Genomic DNA, 20,794 nt, shown 5'->3' with positions numbered 1-20,794 from the left:
GACGAAGTTATACGTTTTGTATAGCGGTTTGGACCAATCGATTCGATTTGGGCGGATGAGTGCACGGGGAGAGAACGCGAAAGCGTCGCCGAAGGAGCAAATAACAGAAGTTATGAATCTCTCAGGCAAAAAGACTCGTGCAGGACGCATCTCTGGAGAATGCTGCTTGGCAGCTACCAAAGAGGAAAGCCATTTATGGTAAACTTTCAGGTTCCAGGACAGAGATTTCCCTTTAAAGGGGAAATCTCTGTCCTTTTTTCGTTCAGCTTACTGAACGGACCGCTTATTTTTAAATGGAATTTGATACTGAGGAGGAACATTCATGGAACAATTAGAACAACTAAAACGCACTCCTTTATTTGAGGCATACGCTCAGTATGGCGGGAAAACGATTGATTTTGGTGGTTGGGAATTGCCTGTGCAATTCTCGAGCATCAAAGAAGAACATGAAGCAGTACGGACAAAAGCCGGGCTTTTTGACGTTTCCCATATGGGAGAGATCTTGGTTGAAGGGCCGGACAGTTTAGCCTACTTGCAGCACCTCGTAACAAATGACGTTTCTAAAATCAAAGACGGACAGGCCCAATATACAGCGATGTGTTATGAAGATGGCGGCACTGTAGATGATTTGCTGGTTTATAAAATTGATGCGACCCGCTTTATGCTTGTAGTCAATGCATCTAACATTGAAAAAGATTTCGAATGGATGCAAAAGAATGTAGCAGGGGATGTTCAACTGCAGAACGTCTCTGACGAGTACGGCCTCTTGGCTTTTCAAGGCCCCTTGGCGGCAAAAGTACTGCAGCGGATGACTGAGGAGGATCTATCCCAGATTCGCCCGTTTCGCTTTAAAGAAAACGTAGCAATTGCCGGACATTCCATCCTGCTGTCACGCACTGGTTATACGGGAGAAGACGGTTTTGAAATTTACGCAAATCCGGAAGATACAAAAGCGCTATGGGATAAAATTTTAGCAGAAGGCAAAGAAGATGGAGTTTTGCCGGTAGGCTTGGGTGCACGTGATACATTGCGTTTTGAAGCTTGCCTGGCGCTTTACGGCCAAGAACTGTCGAAAGACATTTCGCCGCTTGAAGCCGGTATAAACTTTGTAGTGAAATTGCAAAAAGATGAAAACTTTATCGGTAAAGAAGCGCTCGCTTCCCAAAAAGAAGCCGGCGTGCCGCGCAAACTGGTCGGTATTGAAATGATTGACAAAGGAATTCCGCGCCATGGCTATCCAGTCTTTATTGGAGATCAAAAAGTTGGGGAAGTGACTACAGGGACGCAATCTCCCACACTAAAGAAAAATATTGGCTTGGCGCTCGTGTCCAGTGAATATGCAGACTTGGGAACAGAAATGGAAGTTGAAATCCGAAACAAAAGGCTAAAAGCAAAAACCGTTCAAACGCCATTTTATAAACGCTCAAACTAAACTAATTTGAAAAGGGGACAGCACTCGATGAAACATCGCTATTTACCAATGACCTCTCAAGACGAAAAAGAAATGTTGGATGCTATTGGCATTCAGTCAATCGATGAATTGTTTGCCGACATTCCGGAGAAAGTCCGTTTCCAAGGCGAATACAATATTAAACCTGCGAAGTCTGAAAGCTCCTTGACAAAAGAATTGGCGCAGCTGGCAGCGAAAAATGCAGATACAAACCGTTTTGCATCTTTTTTGGGTGCTGGCGTCTATGATCACTACAAACCGATCATCGTTGACCATGTTATTTCCCGTTCTGAATTTTATACAGCTTATACACCATATCAGCCAGAAATTTCACAAGGTGAACTGCAGGCGATTTTTGAATTCCAGACGATGATCAGCGAATTGACTGGGATGGATTTAGCCAACTCGTCTATGTACGATGGAGGAACAGCATTAGCAGAAGCGGGAATGCTTGCTGCGGGCCATACGCGCCGCAAGAAAATTCTCGTGTCTCGTGCAGTGCATCCGGAATCGCGCGACGTTGTCCGGACGTATGCGTTAGGGCAATCCATTGAAGTGGAAGAGATTCCATTAAAAGACGGCCATACGGACATCGAAGCATTAAAAACGATGATCGACGACAATGTAGCTGCAGTCATGGTCCAGTACCCGAACTTTTTTGGGCAAGTGGAAAACTTGAAAGAGCTGGAACCGGTTATCCATGGAGCTGGTGCTTTGTTTACTGTATCTGCCAATCCGCTGGCGCTAGGCGCATTAACGCCTCCTGGCAAACTTGGAGCGGATATCACAGTCGGGGATGCACAGCCATTTGGGATTGCTGAAGCATTCGGCGGACCGCATTGCGGTTATTTTGCAGTAACAAAAGCGTTGATGCGCAAAGTTCCAGGCCGTCTGGTTGGTGAAACAACGGACGAAGACGGGCGCCGCGGTTTTGTGCTGACGCTGCAAGCGCGCGAACAGCATATCCGCCGCGACAAAGCGACGTCTAATATCTGTTCCAACCAAGCATTGAACGCCCTTGCGGCTTCTGTTGCCATGACGGCACTTGGAAAAGTGGGCACAAAAGAAATGGCCATTCAAAATATCACGAAAACCCATTATATGAAGCAACAATTAAAACAAGCCGGTTTTGATATCGCGTTTGAAGGCGCACACTTTAATGAAATTGTCGTTAAGGCAAAAACTCCGGTGCGTGAACTGAATGCGGCACTTTTAGAGCAGGGCATTATCGGCGGCTATGACCTTGGACGCAGCTACGACGAGCTTGTCGGCCATGTGCTGGTTGCTGTGACAGAACAACGGACAAAAGAAGAAATTGATGCATTCGTGCAGGTTCTTGCTGCAACAGTGCAGGAAATGGGGGCTACTCATGCATAAAGACAACCAACCGCTCATTTTTGAAATCACAAAAGAAGGCCGTGTCGGCTACAGCTTGCCTACGCTTGATGTGCCTGAAATCGATTTAAGTGAAGTTTTGCCGCAAGATTTAATGCGTGAAGAAGAAGCTGATCTGCCGGAAGTATCGGAACTTGATATTATGCGCCATTACACAGCGTTGTCAAAACGAAACCACGGTGTCGATTCCGGTTTCTACCCGCTTGGTTCTTGTACGATGAAATACAATCCGAAGATCAACGAATCGGTTGCGCGTTTCCCTGGATTTGCGAATATTCATCCATTGCAGGACGAGTCGACGGTTCAAGGCGCGATGGAACTGCTGTTTGATTTGCAGGAGCATTTAAAGGAAATCACCGGTATGGACGAAGTGACTTTGCAGCCGGCTGCAGGAGCGCATGGTGAATGGACGGGGCTTATGATGATCCGTGCATACCATGAATCGCGCGGCGACATGAACCGGACGAAAGTCATTGTTCCCGATTCAGCACATGGGACAAACCCGGCATCGGCTACTGTGGCTGGATTTGAAACCATCACAGTCAAATCAAATGAACATGGTTTGGTGGACTTGGAAGATTTGAAGCGCGTAGTAGGGCCGGATACAGCGGCATTGATGTTGACCAACCCGAACACGCTCGGTTTATTTGAAGAGCAAATTCTTGATATGGCAGCGATCATCCACGAAGTTGGCGGCAAGCTTTACTATGACGGCGCTAACTTGAATGCGGTTATGTCTAAAGCGCGCCCAGGAGATATGGGCTTTGACGTGGTCCACTTGAACTTGCATAAGACGTTTACCGGCCCTCACGGCGGCGGCGGACCGGGTTCTGGCCCGGTTGGCGTGAAGAAGGATTTGATTCCTTACTTGCCAAAACCCGTGTTGGTAAAAACGGAAGAAGGACTAACTTTCGAATATGATCGTCCGGAATCTATCGGGCGTGTAAAACCGTTTTACGGCAACTTCGGTATCAATGTCCGCGCATATACGTATATTCGTACAATGGGGCCGGACGGCTTAAAAGCGGTTACCGAATATGCGGTACTGAACGCCAACTACATGATGCGCAAATTGGCACCTCATTTCGATTTGCCGTATGACCGCCACTGCAAGCACGAATTTGTCCTTAGCGGCCGACGCCAGAAGAAACTTGGCGTGCGAACTTTGGATATGGCAAAGCGTCTGTTGGACTTTGGCTACCATCCGCCAACCATCTACTTCCCGTTAAATGTAGAAGAAGGAATGATGATTGAACCGACTGAAACAGAATCCAAAGAAACCTTGGATGCGTTTATCGATGCGATGATCCAGATTGCCAAAGAAGTGGAAGACAATCCGGAAATCGTCCAAAATGCTCCTCATACAACGGTCATCAGCCGTTTAGATGAAGCAAAAGCTGCTCGGAAACCGGTATTGCGCTATACGAAAGCTGAATAATAGAGAAGATAGGAAGGCGCCTCCAAGAGTGATTCTGGGGCGCCTTTTTTCTGTTTGCTGGTGTGTTCTAATGGTAAAGAATGAAAAGTCGGGGCATATTTCAGAAAATGTTATTTTTAGTCTTATTTAAATGTTTTTTTGTTGAAATAGAACGTAGGTTCTGTTATATTAAATGTGGACACACTATGGGAAAGAGGTGGATTTCGATGGTGCTTGCAATCAATGAAGTGAATGGGTTCGAAAAAGGGAAACGGTACACCAAGAATTTGGAGTTTTCATCTTGTTTCAAAAATGGCAAACTTCGCGTAGTTGCTTTGATAGATGCAGATGACAATACGTTTTACTGGACAACGACTGAAGATTCCGCTGACTATCGACACTTCCGGCTTAAAGCTACATATTCATTTGTGGTAAGCTACATCTCCACAGTATTCGATCCCGCCAATCCTAAAGTCAATATTGCGGAATTGGAAGAAGTAGTGGCTGCGAATATGGAATTGAAACATATTGAACACTATAGATTAAGGGCTTAAATATTATATTAAAAGATACAGACCCTGACGATGTTAGGGTCTTTTTTTGTCCTGTTTTTGAGTTGATTCGTCGTTTCATAAGGTGCTCTCTTTATAATTTTAAAATATCGGCAGAAAAAAAGCCCTTCCGTAAAGGAAAGGCTTTCAGTACTCATGATTTGGATTTGATTTTGCCGGTCCATTGCTTGAATCCGCCTTGCAATTGATAAAGCTGGTTATAGCCTTTCTTCTTCAAAAAAAGTGCAACGCGTCCGCTACGGGCGCCGTTTTGGTCGTATAAGTATACCGGCTTGTCAGCGCGAATCTCTTTATAGCGCTGGCGCAATTGTGTTTGCGGGATGTTGCGGGCTCCTAAAATGTGCCCCGCGGCGAAATCTTTCGCTTCCCGGACATCAATCAGCTGAGCTTTCCGATAGCCTTCAATAAATTGTTCTTGGTTGAGAGTCGTGACTGCTTTCTTGACGCGGAAATAAGAAATTAACGCGAAAATTACCAATACAAGCAAAGCGATTAAAATGCTGTAAAGAAAATCCAATGTTCTTGCCCCTTTCTATTCTCTTTTCATTATAAAAGAAGGGGCGTCCGTTATTCAATGATTTGTTGGATTTCCCGCCCATTTTGTAGTCCATTCTGTGAAATCAATCTTTATCCCTCATAGAATATGCATAACCGAATTGTAAGAAAATAAATATGATATGTAAACCTGAAAAGTGGGACAAATTAAAAAACTAAAAGGAAAATAGTGGAGGTCCATATGGCTTTTGGCTTATTTTTAAGCTTCTGAGGAAAGGCGAACCCTTGGTGCTTTGAGCTTTTGCAGATTCAGGAGGAATCTGGGCATAATTTTACCATTCCAAAAAGTTTCAACATCTAGTATCATGGGGATTGTAGTAATACTATATATAGTGTTCAACTCCATATAACATGAAGGAGGAATTGTCAAATGGTTTCTATTACACAATCTGAATATACACTTGATGCCGGTTCATTAAACGAGGCTATCAAATCTTTCCCACAAGTCCATGCGGTAACACCGGATATGAAAACAACACATAAAGGGGTATCGCGTCTGGTTATGATTGACCGGTATTCGTTCAAGGACACTGAAAAAAAGACGCTTAAAGTGGGCGATTTTGTCGTGTTGACAGTAAAAGAAGATCCGAAATTCCCGGCGCGGGGACTTGGTTATATTGTAGCCATCGACAAGGCGGCAAACAAAGCGCAAGTATGGATCGAGGAAGACTATAGAAGTGCGATCGACAAACCGGAAGAGCAGGAAACAGGAATTGTTTCGCGGTCTCTCGATGTGATTGAAAAACCGCTGGAAGTATTCTATGAGCAAATCGCGAAACGCAATGCGACAGGCCTGGCTTCAGTTGAAGAAACGCCTGAAAAGCGCCAGCACTGGTTCGAGAAATTCTATGAGCAGCTTGTCGGATTGAAATTTATCCCGGCAGGACGCGTCCTTTATGGAGCAGGAGCGGATACGGACGTTACGTATTTCAACTGTTACGTTATGCCGTTTGTAGCGGATTCACGCGAGGGCATTTCTGATCACCGCAAACAAGTGATGGAAATCATGTCACGCGGCGGCGGTGTCGGAACAAATGGATCAACATTGCGCCCGCGCAATACATTGGCGCGCGGAGTCAATGGCAAATCTTCGGGTTCTGTTTCCTGGCTGGACGATATTGCGAAATTGACGCATCTAGTTGAGCAGGGCGGTTCGCGTCGCGGCGCCCAAATGATCATGCTTGCCGATTGGCATCCGGATATTGCGGAATTTATCATCTCCAAAATGCAAAATCCGCGCATTCTCCGTTATTTGATTGAAAATACGGAAGATGAGACGATCAAAAAACTGGCGCATGACAAACTGAAGTTCAAACCATTAACGCAACAAGAAGAAGCGATGTACCAAGGAATCCTGAATTACCGTGCGATTCCTGGTATGGGCGGCTTTAATGAAAAAATCATGCAAGATGCGGAAACAAAGTTGCGTGACGGCGGTACTTACTCGGTCCACAATGAAGAATTCCTGACAGGCGCCAATATTTCCGTTACGCTAACAGACGACTTTATGAAAGCGGTCGAGGAAGATGCAGATTTCGCTTTGCGTTTCCCGGCAGTCGAATCGTACTCAAAAGAGGAAATGGCCATTTATAACGAACAATGGCATGAAGTTGGAGATGTCCGTGAATGGGAAAGATTAGGCCACAGAGTACGTACTTATCGCACGATGAAGGCGCGCGACTTGTGGAACTTGATCAATGTTTGTGCGACATATTCAGCAGAACCGGGCATTTTCTTTATCGATAATGCCAACGATAAAACAAATGCGAAAGCTTACGGACAAAAAGTTGTTGCTACGAATCCTTGTGGCGAACAGCCGCTTGCTCCTTATTCGGTCTGCAACTTGGCAGCTGTCAATTTGGCTCAGTTCGCTGATGCTCAAACAAAACAAGTTGATTTCGAAGCTTTGAAAGAAACAGTTCGTGTGGGTGTGCGCATGCAGGACAACGTGATCGACGCAACACCTTATTTCCTGGAGGAAAACCGTATCCAGGCACTAGGCGAGCGCCGGGTCGGCCTGGGGGTTATGGGCTTGGCTGATCTCTTGATTTACTGCGACAAGGAATATGGTTCTCCGGAAGGCAATGAGCTGGTCGATGAAATCTTCAAGACTATTGCGGTCGCGGCGTACGAGCAATCTACAGAATTGGCAGTAGAACGTGAAAGCTTCCCGTTCTTAGTCGGCAAAACCGACGAAGAAACAGCAGCGCTTCGCAAGGCATTTACGGAAACCGGATTTATGCAAGGCATGCCGGAGCATGTCCGTGAAGCAGTGATCCAAAAAGGGATCCGCAACTCTCATTTATTGACGGTTGCTCCTACAGGTTCTACAGGAACGATGGTTGGAGTATCGACTGGCCTTGAGCCGTACTACTCGTTCACATACTACCGCAGCGGACGCCTCGGCAAGTTTATCGAAGTAAAGGCGGACATCGTCCGTGAATACTTGAAGAACAATCCGGAAGCAAACGAGGAAAACTTGCCGAAAGCATTTGTGACGTCGATGGACTTGGCTCCGGAAGCGCACGCAGATGTTCAGTGCATCATCCAGCGCTGGATCGATTCTTCCATCTCGAAAACCGTGAACGCGCCACGCGGTTACACGGTAGAGCAAGTGGAAGGCGTCTATGAGCGGTTATACAAAGGCGGTGCTAAAGGCGGTACAGTCTACGTCGATGGCAGCCGGGATTCTCAAGTTTTAACGCTGAAAGCGGAAGAAAATACTTTTGAAGAAGAACCTAAAGAAGAAGCTTCTGCAAAACGTCCGATCGTCCTTATTGATACGATTCAAGATTTACGTTCAACAAATGTCACCATTGGTTCGGAAGTAGGCGACACTTGCCCTGTCTGCCGAAAAGGAACTGTTGAGGAAATGGGCGGCTGCAACACTTGCACCAACTGTAATGCCCAACTTAAATGTGGGCTTTAAACCATAAACCAAAACGCGACGGCTTCGGCCGCCGCGTTTTTTTATTTGGCCTGAAAACACCAATCTGAGATTATGGGCGATTTCTGCAAATTTTTTGTCCAGCTGCGCTTTTAGTAATAGTTGCTCGATTTTCTTCGTGTGATAAAATGAGGAAGGATGCGATTGAGAGGAGTGGCGAAATGCGGATATTGTGCTTGAACGGACCCAACTTGAATCGGCTTGGAAAAAGGGAAAAAGAAGCTTATGGAACGTTTACGCTTGCAGAGTTGGAATCCGAGCTCATGCAGTTTGCTGAACAGCAAAATTTTGAATTGGCATGCCGCCAATCCAATCATGAAGGCGAATTGATCGACTGGCTCCATGAAGCCGGAGATGACAAGCTTGATGGAATCGTCTTGAACGCGGGTGCCTATACCCATACGAGCATAGCTATAAGGGATGCTATCGCCGCCATTAACGTGCCAGTCATTGAAGTACATATTTCCAACGTTTATAACAGGGAAGAATTCCGCCATCACTCATACATGGCACCGGTAGCTGCCGGCCAAATCACGGGTTTTGGCAAAGATGTTTACAAACTGGCGCTGCATGCTTTATTGATGAGAAATCAGAGAGGATGAATACATTGAAATTACAGAAATTACGCACTGAAATGGAAAAGCAGCAACTTGATGCTCTATTAGTAACAAGCCACTATAATTTGCGTTATGTAACCAACTTTACTGGATCCGCCGGCCTAGCCTTTGTCACGAAAGACAAAGCTTGGTTCATCACTGATTTCCGCTATACTGAACAAGCAGCAGCGCAAGCGACGGAATTCGAAGTCGTTCAAGCAAAATCCAATCTTCTTGAGGAAGTTGCGGATCTCGTTAAAGAACACGGAATCGAGGAAGTCGCTTTTGAACAGGATTATATGACCTACTCGACTTTTGTTCAATACAAGGAGAAACTTGAAGCTGAGCTTAAGCCGGTTAGTGGCCTTATTGAGAAAATCCGCATGATCAAGACACCGGACGAGGTCAGTATCCTGAAGCAAGCGGCGAAAATCGCAGACGCGGCTTACGAGCACATTTGCGGGTTCATTCGTGCAGGACGCACCGAACTTGAAGTTTCCAATGAACTTGAATTTTTCATGAGGCAGCAAGGGGCAACCTCTTCATCGTTCGATATCATCGTCGCTTCCGGCCTGCGTTCTGCATTGCCACACGGCGTAGCGACAGACAAAGTGATTGAACAAGGCGATATGGTGACGCTTGATTTTGGCGCGCTCTATAACGGCTATATTTCCGATATTACACGCACAGTGGCGGTTGGCGAGCCTACCGAACAATTGAAAGAAATTTATCAAGTTGTGCTGGACGCCCAAGTGCTCGGCGTAGAGAAAATCGGGCCAGGGATGTCTGGCATCGAAGCAGACGCCATTGCCCGTGATTACATCAAATCAAAAGGCTATGGTGAAGCATTTGGCCATTCAACAGGCCATGGCATTGGCCTTGAAGTGCACGAAGGGCCGGGATTGTCCTTTAAATCGGAGATGGTCCTTGAACCTGGCATGGCTGTAACCGTGGAACCGGGAATTTATCTGCCAGGAGTTGGCGGAGTTCGCATCGAAGATGATATACTGATTACCGAGTCAGGAAATGAACGATTGACTAACTCCACCAAAGAGCTACGTATTTTATAACAAACGGAGGAACTTACATGATTTCAGTAAACGATTTTAAAACAGGCGTGACCATTGAAGTGGATAACGGCATTTGGCGCGTTATGGAATTCCAGCATGTTAAACCAGGAAAAGGCGCGGCGTTCGTCCGCACAAAATTGCGTAACCTGCGTACCGGCAGCGTTACAGAAAAAACATTCCGTGCAGGCGAGAAAGTGGCAAAAGCGCAAATCGACAACCGGAAAATGCAATACTTGTATGCAAGCGGAGATTCCCATGCGTTCATGGATACTGAAACGTACGACCAAATTGAGCTTCCAGAAAAGAACATTGAATATGAATTGAAATTCCTTCAAGAAAATATGGAAGTGCAAGTGATTCAATTCCAAGGCGAAGTTCTTGGTGTTGAGCTGCCAAACTCAGTAGTCCTTGAAGTTGTTGAAACAGACCCGGGCATCAAAGGCGACACGGCTAGCGGCGGTTCAAAACCGGCTAAGCTGTCAACAGGCCTTGTTGTCCAAGTGCCGTTTTTCATCAATGAAGGCGATAAATTGATCATCAACACAACAGATTCTTCATACGTATCTCGCGCGTAATCATAAATTTGGCCTCTGCAAGAAGGAGGCCTTTTTTAAATATGGTCCAGCCTATTTCAAAAAGGCAGGAAAAAGTCTAGAATAGAATAGACTAAATACTATACATAAAGGAGAGTAGGACAATTTGAAAATCCAAGAAATCCGTGAAATCATTAAGCTAGTGGACAACTCTTCAATCGATGAGTTCACTTATGAGTCCGAAGGAACGAAAGTTAAACTGAGAAAGAACGGTGCAAGTGCAACCGATGCGCCAGTTGCCCAGTCAGCGGCACCGGCAGCTCCTGCTCCAGTTGCGGCCATGCCGGCAGCAACACCGAAAGCCGAAGAAATGGTTTCTGAGGAAGTTCCAGAGCTGCCAGCAAACAACAGCGAAAACTTGCATCCGATTCTTTCTCCGATGGTCGGAACTTTCTATCAGTCGCCTTCACCAGAAGAACCTGCTTATGTTCAGCCAGGCGCGAAAGTAAAAGCGGACCAAGTTGTCTGCATCGTTGAAGCCATGAAATTATTCAATGAAATCGAAGCGGAAGTGGATGGGGAAATCGCTGAAATTCTCGTCAAAGATGGCCAGCTAGTCGAATACGGCCAGCCTCTATTCCTCGTGAAAACCAACTGAGGAGGAGACGACGATGAAAAAAGTACTTATTGCAAACCGCGGTGAAATTGCCGTCCGGATCATCCGGGCTTGTAAAGAGATGGATATCGAAACGGTTGCGGTTTACTCAGAAGCCGACCGGGAAGCTCTTCATGTCCAACTTGCTGATGAAGCTTATTGCATCGGCCCTAAATTATCGAAAGACAGCTATTTGAACTTTTCAAACATCATCTCGGTGGCAAAATTGACTAACTGTGATGGAATCCACCCTGGATATGGCTTTTTAGCTGAAAATGCCAGTTTCGCAGAACTTTGCGAAGCGGTGGGCATCATGTTCATCGGGCCGACAGCGGCCGCTATTTCAAGCATGGGCACAAAAGATGTTGCCCGGGAAACAATGCGCGCAGCTGGCGTACCGGTCGTTCCAGGTTCGACAGGCATTGTCGCAAATGAAAAAGAAGGTTTGGAAATCGCCGAGAAAATCGGTTTTCCTGTTATCATCAAAGCGACTGCTGGAGGCGGAGGCAAAGGAATACGTGTAGCAAGAACCCGCGAAGACTTTGTCAAAGGCCTTCAAATGACGCAAAAAGAAGCGGCGGCTGCTTTCGGGAATCCAGGTGTATATATCGAGAAATTCATCGAAGATTTCCGCCATGTTGAAATTCAGGTGCTGGCCGATTCACACGGCAATGCCATTCATCTAGGCGAACGCGATTGTTCTATCCAGCGCCGGATGCAGAAGCTGGTCGAAGAAGCGCCTTCTCCTGCCATTACGCCTGAAATTCGCGCGCAAATGGGTGAAGCGGCTGTAAAAGCGGCGCTTGCCGTTGATTATCGCGGAGCAGGCACTGTGGAATTTATTTTTGATGTTGAGAACCAACAGTTCTACTTCATGGAAATGAACACCCGCATCCAAGTGGAACATCCAGTAACCGAAATGATCACAGGCATCGACTTGATTCAGCAGCAATTGAAAGTGGCCTCGGGCGAGACGCTTGCTTATAAGCAAGAAGATGTGACATTCAAAGGCTGGTCTATCGAATGCCGGATCAACGCAGAAAATCCGGCGAAGAACTTTATGCCTTCAGCGGGCAAAGTGGACATTTACTTGCCGCCGGGCGGCATGGGCGTCCGGGTGGATTCAGCAATGTATCCAGGCTATAGCATTCCTCCATACTACGATTCTATGGTGGCGAAACTCATCACATTTGCGGATACGCGCGAAGAAGCGGTCGCAAAAATGAAGCGCGCACTTGGTGAATTTCTGATCGAAGGGGTACACACAACCATCCCATTCCATTCGAAATTGATGGACCACGAAGTCTTCAAATCCGGTGATTTCAATACGAAATTCCTTGAGAAATACGATGTGCTAGAATCCTGAAAAGAGAGGAATTGACCAAATGGCTGAAAAAACAGTATCTTATGTGCAAATGAAACCTAAAGGCGCGCAAGATTTGGGAAATATCCAAGTGGCTCCAGAAGTGCTGGAAATCATAGCAAGCATAGCGGCGTCTGATATCGAAGGCGTCGCCAGCATGCGCGGCAACTTCACTTCCGGAGTTGCAGAACGTTTAGGAAAAAAAGTTCATGGCAAAGGCGTAAAAACGGAACTGGCTGAAGATGGCCTGGCGATTGACATTTATTGTGTTGTCAATTACGGCGTATCGATTCCGCAGACAGCGGTGAAAATCCAGGAGCAAGTCCGCCAGACATTAATGAATATGACTTCTCTTCAAACACAGGAAGTGAACGTCCACATCACCGGTGTGCAGTTTGAAACGCACCATACTGAATAATCAAGAAGCTGTCCAAGCTGGCAAGTCGCCGGCTTGGACAGCTTTTTTGTTTTGATTGTCCAAGCGGGCTGGTGGATGAAATTCCTGTCCCTGCACCGCTGCGCTGCTTCGTCGCAAAGAAAACTGTCCAAGCGGAGCTTCTTATAAAGTTAAAGGATTTATAATTATAAAAGGGTTAACTATTGCGTATGCATCGCTACGCTAGCTTCGACGCAAAGAAGTAGCCCGAATGATTTCAGTAGTTAATTATTCGGCTCACTGTTTCAAGAAGGTAAAACCTTTGCTCCTGCATCGCTGCGCTGCTTCGTCGCAAAGAAAACTGCCCGAGTGGAGCTTTTTATAAAGTTAAAGGATTTATAATTATAAAAGGGTTAACTATTGCGTCTGCATCGCTACGCTAGCTTCGACGCAAAGAAGTAGCACGAATGATTTCAGTAGTTAATTATTCGGCTCACTGTTTCAAGAAGGTAAAACCTTTGCTCCTGCATCGCTACGCTGCTTCGTCGCAAAGAAAACTGCCCGAGTGGAGCTTCGGGCAGTTTTCTTTTCAGACTATTTCAAACATGGAAGTTCGAGAAGATTACCTGTATAATGAGGGGTAATTAGCCCGAAAAGGAGACCGAAATAGATATGAAACGACACGAAGCAAGAGAAAAGGCGCTCCAAACCTTATTTCAATTAGAAGGAACTGAATTGACGATCGAAGAAGCGATCGACCATGTTATGGCAGGCGAGCGTGATAATTTTTACGATTTGCTTGTCCAAGGGGTGCATACCAATATTTCATCGATAGATGAAAAATTAAAGGACCATCTGGAAAATTGGTCGCTTGAACGCTTGCCGAAGATTGAGCGGACCATTCTTAGAATGGCTGTGTTTGAACTCAGCTTCATGGAAGATGCTCCGTCCCGGGTTGTCATGAACGAAGCAATTGAATTGAGCAAAACGTTCGGTGATGAAAAATCAAGCCGTTTTGTCAATGGAGTCCTGTCGAAGTTTACCGACGAACAAGAAAATTGATTTGGAGGAATAAATGTGACTGCAAAATTAATTGATGGAAAAGCAGTAAGCCAAAAAATTAAAGACCAAGTTCAAATGCGCGTGGAGAAATTGAAGCATCAGGGAGTGGTACCCGGCCTTGCAGTGGTACTGATCGGGGATAACTCGGCCTCTCATACATATGTGAAAAACAAGCAAAAAACATGTGAAGCGCTCGGCATGCGTTCGGATTTGCTCCAATATCCAGATGATCTGACCCAGGCGGAGCTTTTGGCGACAATCGACGGATTGAACAATGATCCGAATATCCACGGCATATTGGTGCAGTTGCCTTTGCCTCAACATATCGATGAGTTCAGTGTAATCATGGCCATCGATCCGCAAAAAGATGTAGACGGTTTCCATCCGGTTTCTGTCGGCAATATGATGATCGGGAACGAAGCGTTTTTGCCTTGCACCCCGAATGGCATTATCAAGATGCTCGACCACTATGCGATCGAACCGGCTGGCCAGCACGTAGTCGTCATCGGAAGAAGCAACATCGTCGGTAAACCAGTCGGCCAAATGCTGCTGCAAAGAAATGCGACAGTGACGTACACCCACTCGAAAACGAAGGATTTGGTTTATTACACCAAACAAGCGGACATATTGGTTGTTGCGATCGGCGTAGCGAAGTTTTTGGACTCCAGACATATCAAACCGGGTGCTGTGGTAATCGATGTTGGCATGAACCGGGACGAGAACGGCAAACTATGCGGAGACGTGGACTATGAAGACGTATTCGAAAAAGCATCGTATATCACTCCGGTACCAGGCGGCGTCGGGCCGGTGACCATCGCCATGCTGATGGAAAATACGGTTCAATCGGCTGAAAACAGCCTGGCAAAAGACAAAAGCGGAAGAACCATGTAAAATAAATAAGAAAAGAGCTGTTTTTCGGAAGAAAGACAGCTTTTTAATTTCCAAGATTGGGGTTGAAATTTTGTCGACCGACCCATACTTAAGCGTCAAGGCGCTGACGAAATACATAAAAAAGAAGTTTGATGCCGATCCCCATTTAAGGGACGTCTATGTTAAAGGCGAATTGTCGAACGTCAAGATCCATACGAGCGGACATATATATTTTACATTGAAAGACAACGCCGCGAGGCTGCCGGCCGTTATGTTCGCAGCCAATGCCCGGTCAGTCAAATTCAAGCCGGAAAGCGGGATGACCGTGTTGATCCGCGGAGATGTCACTGTGTATGAAGCTTCAGGCCAATACCAGTTATATGCCCAATCGATGCAGTCTGACGGCATAGGCGACTACTATCTGGCATTCGAGCAATTGAAAGAAAAGCTGGGCAAGGAAGGTTTGTTCAGTGCAGCACACAAGAAAAGCTTTCCGCGGTTCCCGAGAAAGATCGCGGTCGTAACAGCCCAGACAGGAGCTGCGGTGCGTGATATTATCATCACGTTGAACCGCCGCTATCCGTTGGCAAAAGTGGTGCTTTACCCGACGCTTGTACAGGGTACAGGCGCCGCCCCTTCCATCGTCAAGTCGATCCAAGCGGCCAACCAGCTCGATTACGATGTTATGATCGTCGGCCGCGGAGGCGGATCGATTGAAGATTTATGGGCATTCAACGAAGAAAGTGTGGCGCGTGCCATTTTCGGGTCGCGCATTCCGATCATTTCGGCCATTGGCCATGAAACGGATACAACAATTGCGGATTTTGTTTCGGATTTGCGGGCAGCAACCCCGACAGCAGCAGCAGAACTGGCAGTTCCAAGCAAGACGGAGCTATTGGACCGCGTTATGAACTATCGTTCTGGCATGTACCGGACGATTGCCAACACCATCTCGAAAGATAAAGCGGCCTTGAACCGCTTGACTTCTTCGCTGCCGCTCGCTTATCCCGACCGTTTGTACCGGCCTTTCATTGAACGCGTCGAACGGGCGACAGATGCGCTGCAGCGCGAAACTTTCCAACAGCTGAATCGTTCAAAAGAACGCTATGCGAATCTAGATGGACAACTGCACAATCGAATGCCTCTAAAGCGCATCAAGCAGTCCGAAGTAGATATAGAAAATCTATCCCGGCGCCTAGAACAGGGGATGGGACGCAGCTTGAGAAACAGTTCCCAGCAGCTTGTTTCAGCTGTGCGGACACTTGACGCCCTTAGTCCGCTCAAAATCATGGACCGCGGCTATTCGATTCCTTATAAAGGTGGAGAGGTCGTAAAAAGCATTTCGCAAGTCGAAGCAGGCGATCAGATCGCCATTTCGATGACGGACGGCACAGTGAATGCCAAAGTCGAAAGTACGATTCCAACGAATAAAGGAGATTCTTAAAATGGCAGAAAAAGAAATCATGTTCAACGAAGCGATGGAACAACTTGAAGAGATTGTGCGTCAATTGGAACAAGGCGATGTGCCGCTTGAACAGGCATTGACGCTCTACCAAAAAGGCATGGAACTCTCCAAAGTATGCCATGATAAATTGCAGAATGCAGAAAAACAGCTGGTTACTATGATGAACGATGGCAAAGAAGTGCCAGTGGACATAGAAAAGGATGGGCAAACAAAATGAACTTAAGCCAATTCCGAAAACATTATGAACCGTTGATTGAAAATGAAATGTCTGAGATGATCCAATCGCTGGCTGTGCCGAAATCCTTAAAAGAGGCAATGAATTATTCCCTGCAAGCAGGCGGCAAACGAATTCGCCCGATTCTCCTGCTGGCTGTTCTTGAAGAGTTTGGGGTCCGGCATCCCGATGCCTTGAAAGTGGCTGCAGCAATTGAAATGATCCATACGTATTCATTGATCCACGATGACCTTCCAAGCATGGACGATGACGATTTAAGACGCGGCATGCCGACAAATCACGTTGTATACGGCGAAGCATTGGCCATTCTCGCCGGGGACGCGCTGCTTACGTATAGCTTTGGCGTTATCGCGCGCCTTGAACATGTTCCTAGCGATGATAAAGTTCGCTTGATCGATTTGATGAGCGTTTCCTCCGGAGCAGAAGGCATGGTCGGAGGGCAAGTGCTCGACATTGAAGGGGAAGAGAAAAAGCTGACGCTCGAAGAATTGGAAAAAGTGCATCGATTGAAAACTGGCGCGCTCCTAACATACAGCATTTTGGCAGGCGCAATTTTGGCGCAGGCGGCGGATGAAGAAATCGTGGCGCTCAGCCGCTTTGGCGAACATCTTGGACTCGCTTTCCAAATCCGGGATGACATTTTGGACGTAACCGGCACTTCCGAAGAGCTCGGGAAAACGGCAGGCAAGGATGAATCGAGTGAAAAAAGCACGTATCCTAGCCTTTTGACTCTTCCAAAAGCAAAAGAGAAACTGGAATTCCATGCAACCGAAGCGCTGCAAGCAATCAGTGAGCTGAATGGAGAACTGTCATTGCTCCGGGAGCTGACTGAATTGATCGTCCAGCGAAAAAACTAGGGCATAGCTCTAGTTTGTACATTTACCATCTATTGGTATAATGGAAACAGGCATTTTACGGAAAAATTTGAAAAAGGTGAGTGATGGCAATGGATCTTCAGACGATTACAAGTCCATCTTTCTTAAAAGAGCTGGACAATAAACAGCTCGTTCAATTAAGCGAAGATATCCGGAAATTTTTAATTGAAAATTTATCTAGAACAGGTGGCCATATCGGACCAAACTTGGGCGTTGTGGAATTGACAATCGCTTTGCATAAAGTGTTCGACAGCCCTGCAGACAAATTTCTATGGGATGTGGGGCACCAATCGTATGTACATAAGATTTTAACAGGCAGAGCGGGCCAATTCGATACCCTGCGCCAGTTTAAAGGCTTGTGTGGATTTCCGAAGCGCAATGAAAGCGATCATGATGTCTGGGAGACCGGGCATAGCTCAACTTCTTTATCCGCAGCAATGGGAATGGCAGCAGCGCGTGATATTAAAAAAGAAAAAAATCACGTGATTCCGATTATCGGAGATGGGGCTTTAACGGGCGGAATGGCGCTTGAAGCCTTGAACCATATCGGCCACGAACAGACAAATATGATTGTTATCCTCAATGATAACGAGATGTCGATTGCACCAAACGTCGGTGCTCTCCATAATGTATTGGGCCGTCTGCGCACTGCCGGAAAATATAACAAAGCGAAAGACGATTTGGAATATTTGATGAAAAAGATTCCGGCAGTCGGCGGCAAACTTGCTTCGACAGCAGAACGCGTCAAGGACAGCTTAAAGTATTTGCTCGTATCCGGCGTCTTTTTCGAAGAGCTTGGCTTTACCTATCTAGGTCCGATTGATGGCCACAACTTGGAAGAGCTGGAAGAAAATCTGAATTATGCCAAAAAAGTTGAAGGTCCTGTTCTTTTGCATGTCCTGACAAAAAAAGGAAAAGGCTTTTTGCCTGCTGAACAAGACGTTATCGGTACTTGGCATGGCACCGGTCCTTACAAAATGGAAACCGGTGATCTGGTGAAGTCCTCAAATACGGCTCCTTCTTGGAGCGGTTTAGTTGCAGAAACGGTACGGAAACTGGCGCGTACAGACGGACGCATTGCTGTAATCACTCCTGCAATGCCGGTCGGATCGAAATTGGAAGGGTTCGCTTCCGAGTTTCCTGACCGCATGTTTGATGTGGGCATCGCTGAACAGCATGCCACTACGATGGCTGCAGGACTTGCGACACAGAACATGAAGCCGTTCCTTGCGATTTATTCGACATTTTTGCAGCGTGCTTATGATCAAGTCCTGCATGATATTTGCCGCCAGAACTTGAACGTCTTTATCGGCATTGACCGTTCAGGCCTGGTAGGTGCAGACGGCGAAACGCATCAAGGCGTTTTTGATATCGCCTTCTTGCGCCATATGCCGAATATGGTGATCATGATGCCGAAAGATGAAAACGAAGGCCAGCATATGGTCAAAACGGCGATTGCTTACAATGATGGTCCGATTGCGCTTCGCTACCCGCGCGGAAACGGCCTTGGCGTCCCGATGGACAGTGAATTACAAGTCTTGCCAATCGGTTCTTGGGAAGTGCTGAAAGAAGGTACAGACACTGTCATCCTAACATTCGGTACAACAATTCCAATGGCGCTGAAAGCGGCAGAGCAATTGCAGGAACAAGGAATCAATGCCGAGGTGGTCAACGCCCGGTTTATCAAACCGATGGATTCGGCAATGCTTCATGAAATCTTCAGCCGCAACATTCCGGTTGTTACAATTGAAGAAGCGGTGCTGCAAGGCGGGTTTGGCAGTGCGGTTATGGAATTTGCTCAAGAAGCCGGTTACCAGGAAGCCGTTATAGACCGTTTGGGAATTCCAGATGAATTTATCGAGCACGGTGACGTGGGAGAATTAATGGACGAAATTCATTTGAATAGCGATGAAGTTGTAAAAAGAGTAACAAAGCATGTCCAAATCCAAGCAAAAGCGGGATCTAATGCACTATGAACAAACCGAAGAAAGAGCGCGTGGATGTCTTGTTAGTGGAGCGGGGAATCTGTGAAACGCGTGAAAAAGCGAAGCGGGCCATCATGGCTGGCATTATCTATTCGAACGAAGTGCGAATGGACCGGCCGGGAGAGAAAATTTCCGAAGATGCACCGCTTCAAATGAAAGGCAATGATTTGAAATACGTTAGCCGAGGCGGATTAAAGCTTGAAAAAGCGCTGGCTGAATTCGACCTTTCCGTCGAAGGGAAACTGATGCTCGATATCGGCTCTTCGACGGGCGGCTTTACGGATTGTGCACTTCAAAACGGCGCTAAGCATTGTTATGCACTTGATGTAGGATACAATCAGCTGGCCTGGAAAATTCGTCAGGACCAACGCGTGACCGTCATGGAACGGACCAATTTCCGCCACTCAAAACCGGAGGATTTTGAACAAGGCCTCCCTGAATTTGCGACAATCGATGTATCTTTTATTTCGCTGAAAATTATCTTGCCTGTACTAAAAGAGATTCTTGTGCCGGGCGGTGATGTTATCGCGCTCGTGAAACCCCAATTTGAGGCGGGCCGGGAACATGTCGGCAAAAAAGGCATTGTCCGCGATCCGAAAGTCCACCGTGCTGTATTGTTAAAAGTCGGAGGATTTGCGGTGGAAGCCGGGTTCCATGTGAAGAACATGAGTTTCTCGCCGATAACTGGGGGCGAAGGCAATATCGAATTTCTGTTTCATTTGCAATCTGCGGAACAAAATAGTGAAATAATGGGAATAGCTGAAGCGGACGTTGATGAAGTGGTTAAAACGGCACACGAAAAGTTGTAAAACGCATCCCTTTTTGGGATGTGTTTTCTTGTTTTTAGGGCTGTTTAAAGGTACGATATTAAGGATATAGAATATTTATTCATCCAAGGAGGTCCCGATGAACAAAGGGCAGCGTCATATAAAAATTAGAGACTTGATCTCGAATCAGGAAATTGAAACGCAAGACGATTTAGTGGACCTGTTAAAAGCATCTGGCTATGCAGTAACGCAAGCAACCGTCTCGCGTGATATAAAAGAACTTCATCTGGTGAAAGTGCCGCTTCAGGACGGGCGCTACAAATACAGTTTGCCTGCGGACCAGCGCTTTAATCCGATGCAGAAGCTGCACCGGGCACTGACAGACGCGTTTGTCAGCATTGACGGAGCGAGCCATTTTCTAGTCATGAAAACATTGCCGGGGAATGCGCACGCAATCGGGTCATTGATCGACCATCTCGGCTGGGAAGAAATTTTAGGTACCATTTGTGGGGACGATACATGCTTGATCATTTGCCGCGACACGGAGCACCGGGAAATTCTAAAACAGCGCTTGATCGAAATGCTTTAACAAAGAGGTGACATCGT

General features: G+C 46.6%; 20 protein-coding genes and 1 riboswitch. Of the genes, 19 read left to right on the top strand and 1 reads right to left on the bottom strand.

Going from position 1 to position 20,794, the window contains the following annotated elements:
* The first annotated feature begins 55 nt into the window (after positions 1–55).
* Positions 56–147, top strand: a riboswitch (glycine riboswitch).
* A 175-nt stretch (positions 148–322) separates the two neighbouring features.
* The 4 genes from gcvT to B0H99_RS05535 all read left to right on the top strand — a co-directional run bounded on the left by gcvT (position 323) and on the right by B0H99_RS05535 (position 4,816).
* Positions 323–1,432 (top strand): glycine cleavage system aminomethyltransferase GcvT, encoded by a 1,110-nt coding sequence (gcvT, locus tag B0H99_RS05550; RefSeq protein ID WP_106532645.1) that lies wholly within the window; start codon positions 323–325, stop codon positions 1,430–1,432.
* A 27-nt stretch (positions 1,433–1,459) separates the two neighbouring features.
* Complete coding sequence (gcvPA, locus tag B0H99_RS05545) at positions 1,460–2,827, top strand: aminomethyl-transferring glycine dehydrogenase subunit GcvPA (RefSeq protein ID WP_106532644.1); 1,368 nt, start codon at positions 1,460–1,462, stop codon at positions 2,825–2,827.
* Positions 2,820–4,283, top strand: coding sequence for an aminomethyl-transferring glycine dehydrogenase subunit GcvPB (gcvPB, locus tag B0H99_RS05540; RefSeq protein ID WP_106532643.1), 1,464 nt, complete (start codon positions 2,820–2,822; stop codon positions 4,281–4,283). Before gcvPA ends, gcvPB begins: the two co-directional genes overlap by 8 nt.
* 185 nt (positions 4,284–4,468) lie before the next feature.
* Complete coding sequence (locus tag B0H99_RS05535; protein WP_146137244.1) at positions 4,469–4,816, top strand: hypothetical protein; 348 nt, start codon at positions 4,469–4,471, stop codon at positions 4,814–4,816.
* A gap of 151 nt (positions 4,817–4,967) precedes the next feature.
* Here B0H99_RS05535 and B0H99_RS05530 read toward each other — a convergent pair whose 3' ends face one another.
* Positions 4,968–5,351, bottom strand: coding sequence for a rhodanese-like domain-containing protein (locus B0H99_RS05530; protein WP_106532641.1), 384 nt, complete (start codon positions 5,349–5,351; stop codon positions 4,968–4,970).
* A 408-nt stretch (positions 5,352–5,759) separates the two neighbouring features.
* On the opposite strand from B0H99_RS05530, the gene B0H99_RS05525 reads away from it, so the two are divergent.
* From B0H99_RS05525 to ahrC, 15 genes are all read left to right on the top strand, one after another.
* On the top strand, positions 5,760–8,318 hold the full coding sequence (locus B0H99_RS05525) for a vitamin B12-dependent ribonucleotide reductase (protein ID WP_106532640.1): 2,559 nt from the start codon (positions 5,760–5,762) through the stop codon (positions 8,316–8,318).
* A gap of 179 nt (positions 8,319–8,497) precedes the next feature.
* Positions 8,498–8,938 (top strand): type II 3-dehydroquinate dehydratase, encoded by a 441-nt coding sequence (gene aroQ / locus B0H99_RS05520; protein ID WP_106532639.1) that lies wholly within the window; start codon positions 8,498–8,500, stop codon positions 8,936–8,938.
* Entirely contained in the window at positions 8,935–10,002 is a 1,068-nt protein-coding gene (locus B0H99_RS05515; protein ID WP_281258862.1) for a M24 family metallopeptidase, read from the top strand. Before aroQ ends, B0H99_RS05515 begins: the two co-directional genes overlap by 4 nt.
* Before the next feature lie 17 nt (positions 10,003–10,019).
* The gene (efp, locus tag B0H99_RS05510) at positions 10,020–10,577 is read left to right on the top strand and encodes an elongation factor P (RefSeq protein WP_106532638.1); all 558 of its coding nucleotides are present in this window, start codon (positions 10,020–10,022) and stop codon (positions 10,575–10,577) included.
* A gap of 124 nt (positions 10,578–10,701) precedes the next feature.
* Positions 10,702–11,193: an acetyl-CoA carboxylase biotin carboxyl carrier protein gene (accB, locus tag B0H99_RS05505; RefSeq protein ID WP_106532637.1), complete on the top strand. Its 492-nt coding sequence runs from the start codon at positions 10,702–10,704 to the stop codon at positions 11,191–11,193.
* Between the two features lie 13 nt (positions 11,194–11,206).
* Positions 11,207–12,556 (top strand): acetyl-CoA carboxylase biotin carboxylase subunit, encoded by a 1,350-nt coding sequence (gene accC, locus B0H99_RS05500; protein WP_106532636.1) that lies wholly within the window; start codon positions 11,207–11,209, stop codon positions 12,554–12,556.
* Between the two features lie 19 nt (positions 12,557–12,575).
* Positions 12,576–12,971, top strand: a complete 396-nt coding sequence (locus B0H99_RS05495) for an Asp23/Gls24 family envelope stress response protein (protein ID WP_106532635.1) — start codon at positions 12,576–12,578, stop codon at positions 12,969–12,971.
* A 630-nt stretch (positions 12,972–13,601) separates the two neighbouring features.
* Entirely contained in the window at positions 13,602–13,991 is a 390-nt protein-coding gene (gene nusB / locus B0H99_RS05490) for a transcription antitermination factor NusB (protein WP_106532634.1), read from the top strand.
* A gap of 15 nt (positions 13,992–14,006) precedes the next feature.
* Positions 14,007–14,882, top strand: coding sequence for a bifunctional methylenetetrahydrofolate dehydrogenase/methenyltetrahydrofolate cyclohydrolase FolD (gene folD / locus B0H99_RS05485; protein ID WP_106532633.1), 876 nt, complete (start codon positions 14,007–14,009; stop codon positions 14,880–14,882).
* A 70-nt stretch (positions 14,883–14,952) separates the two neighbouring features.
* A complete protein-coding gene (gene xseA, locus B0H99_RS05480; protein WP_106532632.1) occupies positions 14,953–16,305 on the top strand; it encodes an exodeoxyribonuclease VII large subunit in 1,353 nt (450 codons plus the stop codon).
* Position 16,306: 1 nt separating this feature from the next.
* On the top strand, positions 16,307–16,543 hold the full coding sequence (gene xseB, locus B0H99_RS05475) for an exodeoxyribonuclease VII small subunit (RefSeq protein WP_106532631.1): 237 nt from the start codon (positions 16,307–16,309) through the stop codon (positions 16,541–16,543).
* Positions 16,540–17,418: a polyprenyl synthetase family protein gene (locus tag B0H99_RS05470; RefSeq protein WP_106532630.1), complete on the top strand. Its 879-nt coding sequence runs from the start codon at positions 16,540–16,542 to the stop codon at positions 17,416–17,418. Before xseB ends, B0H99_RS05470 begins: the two co-directional genes overlap by 4 nt.
* Before the next feature lie 89 nt (positions 17,419–17,507).
* The gene (gene dxs / locus B0H99_RS05465) at positions 17,508–19,412 is read left to right on the top strand and encodes a 1-deoxy-D-xylulose-5-phosphate synthase (RefSeq protein WP_106532629.1); all 1,905 of its coding nucleotides are present in this window, start codon (positions 17,508–17,510) and stop codon (positions 19,410–19,412) included.
* Positions 19,409–20,230, top strand: a complete 822-nt coding sequence (locus B0H99_RS05460) for a TlyA family RNA methyltransferase (RefSeq protein WP_106532628.1) — start codon at positions 19,409–19,411, stop codon at positions 20,228–20,230. Before dxs ends, B0H99_RS05460 begins: the two co-directional genes overlap by 4 nt.
* A gap of 97 nt (positions 20,231–20,327) precedes the next feature.
* Entirely contained in the window at positions 20,328–20,777 is a 450-nt protein-coding gene (ahrC, locus tag B0H99_RS05455) for a transcriptional regulator AhrC/ArgR (protein ID WP_106532627.1), read from the top strand.
* The last annotated feature ends 17 nt before the right edge of the window (positions 20,778–20,794 follow it).

Origin of the sequence: Planomicrobium soli, from assembly GCF_003014655.1 — a bacterium.
Lineage (GTDB): Bacteria > Bacillota > Bacilli > Bacillales_A > Planococcaceae > Planococcus > Planococcus soli_B.
The sequence above is the reverse complement of the archived record's forward strand: the minus strand, read 5'-3'. Positions and strand labels throughout refer to the sequence as shown.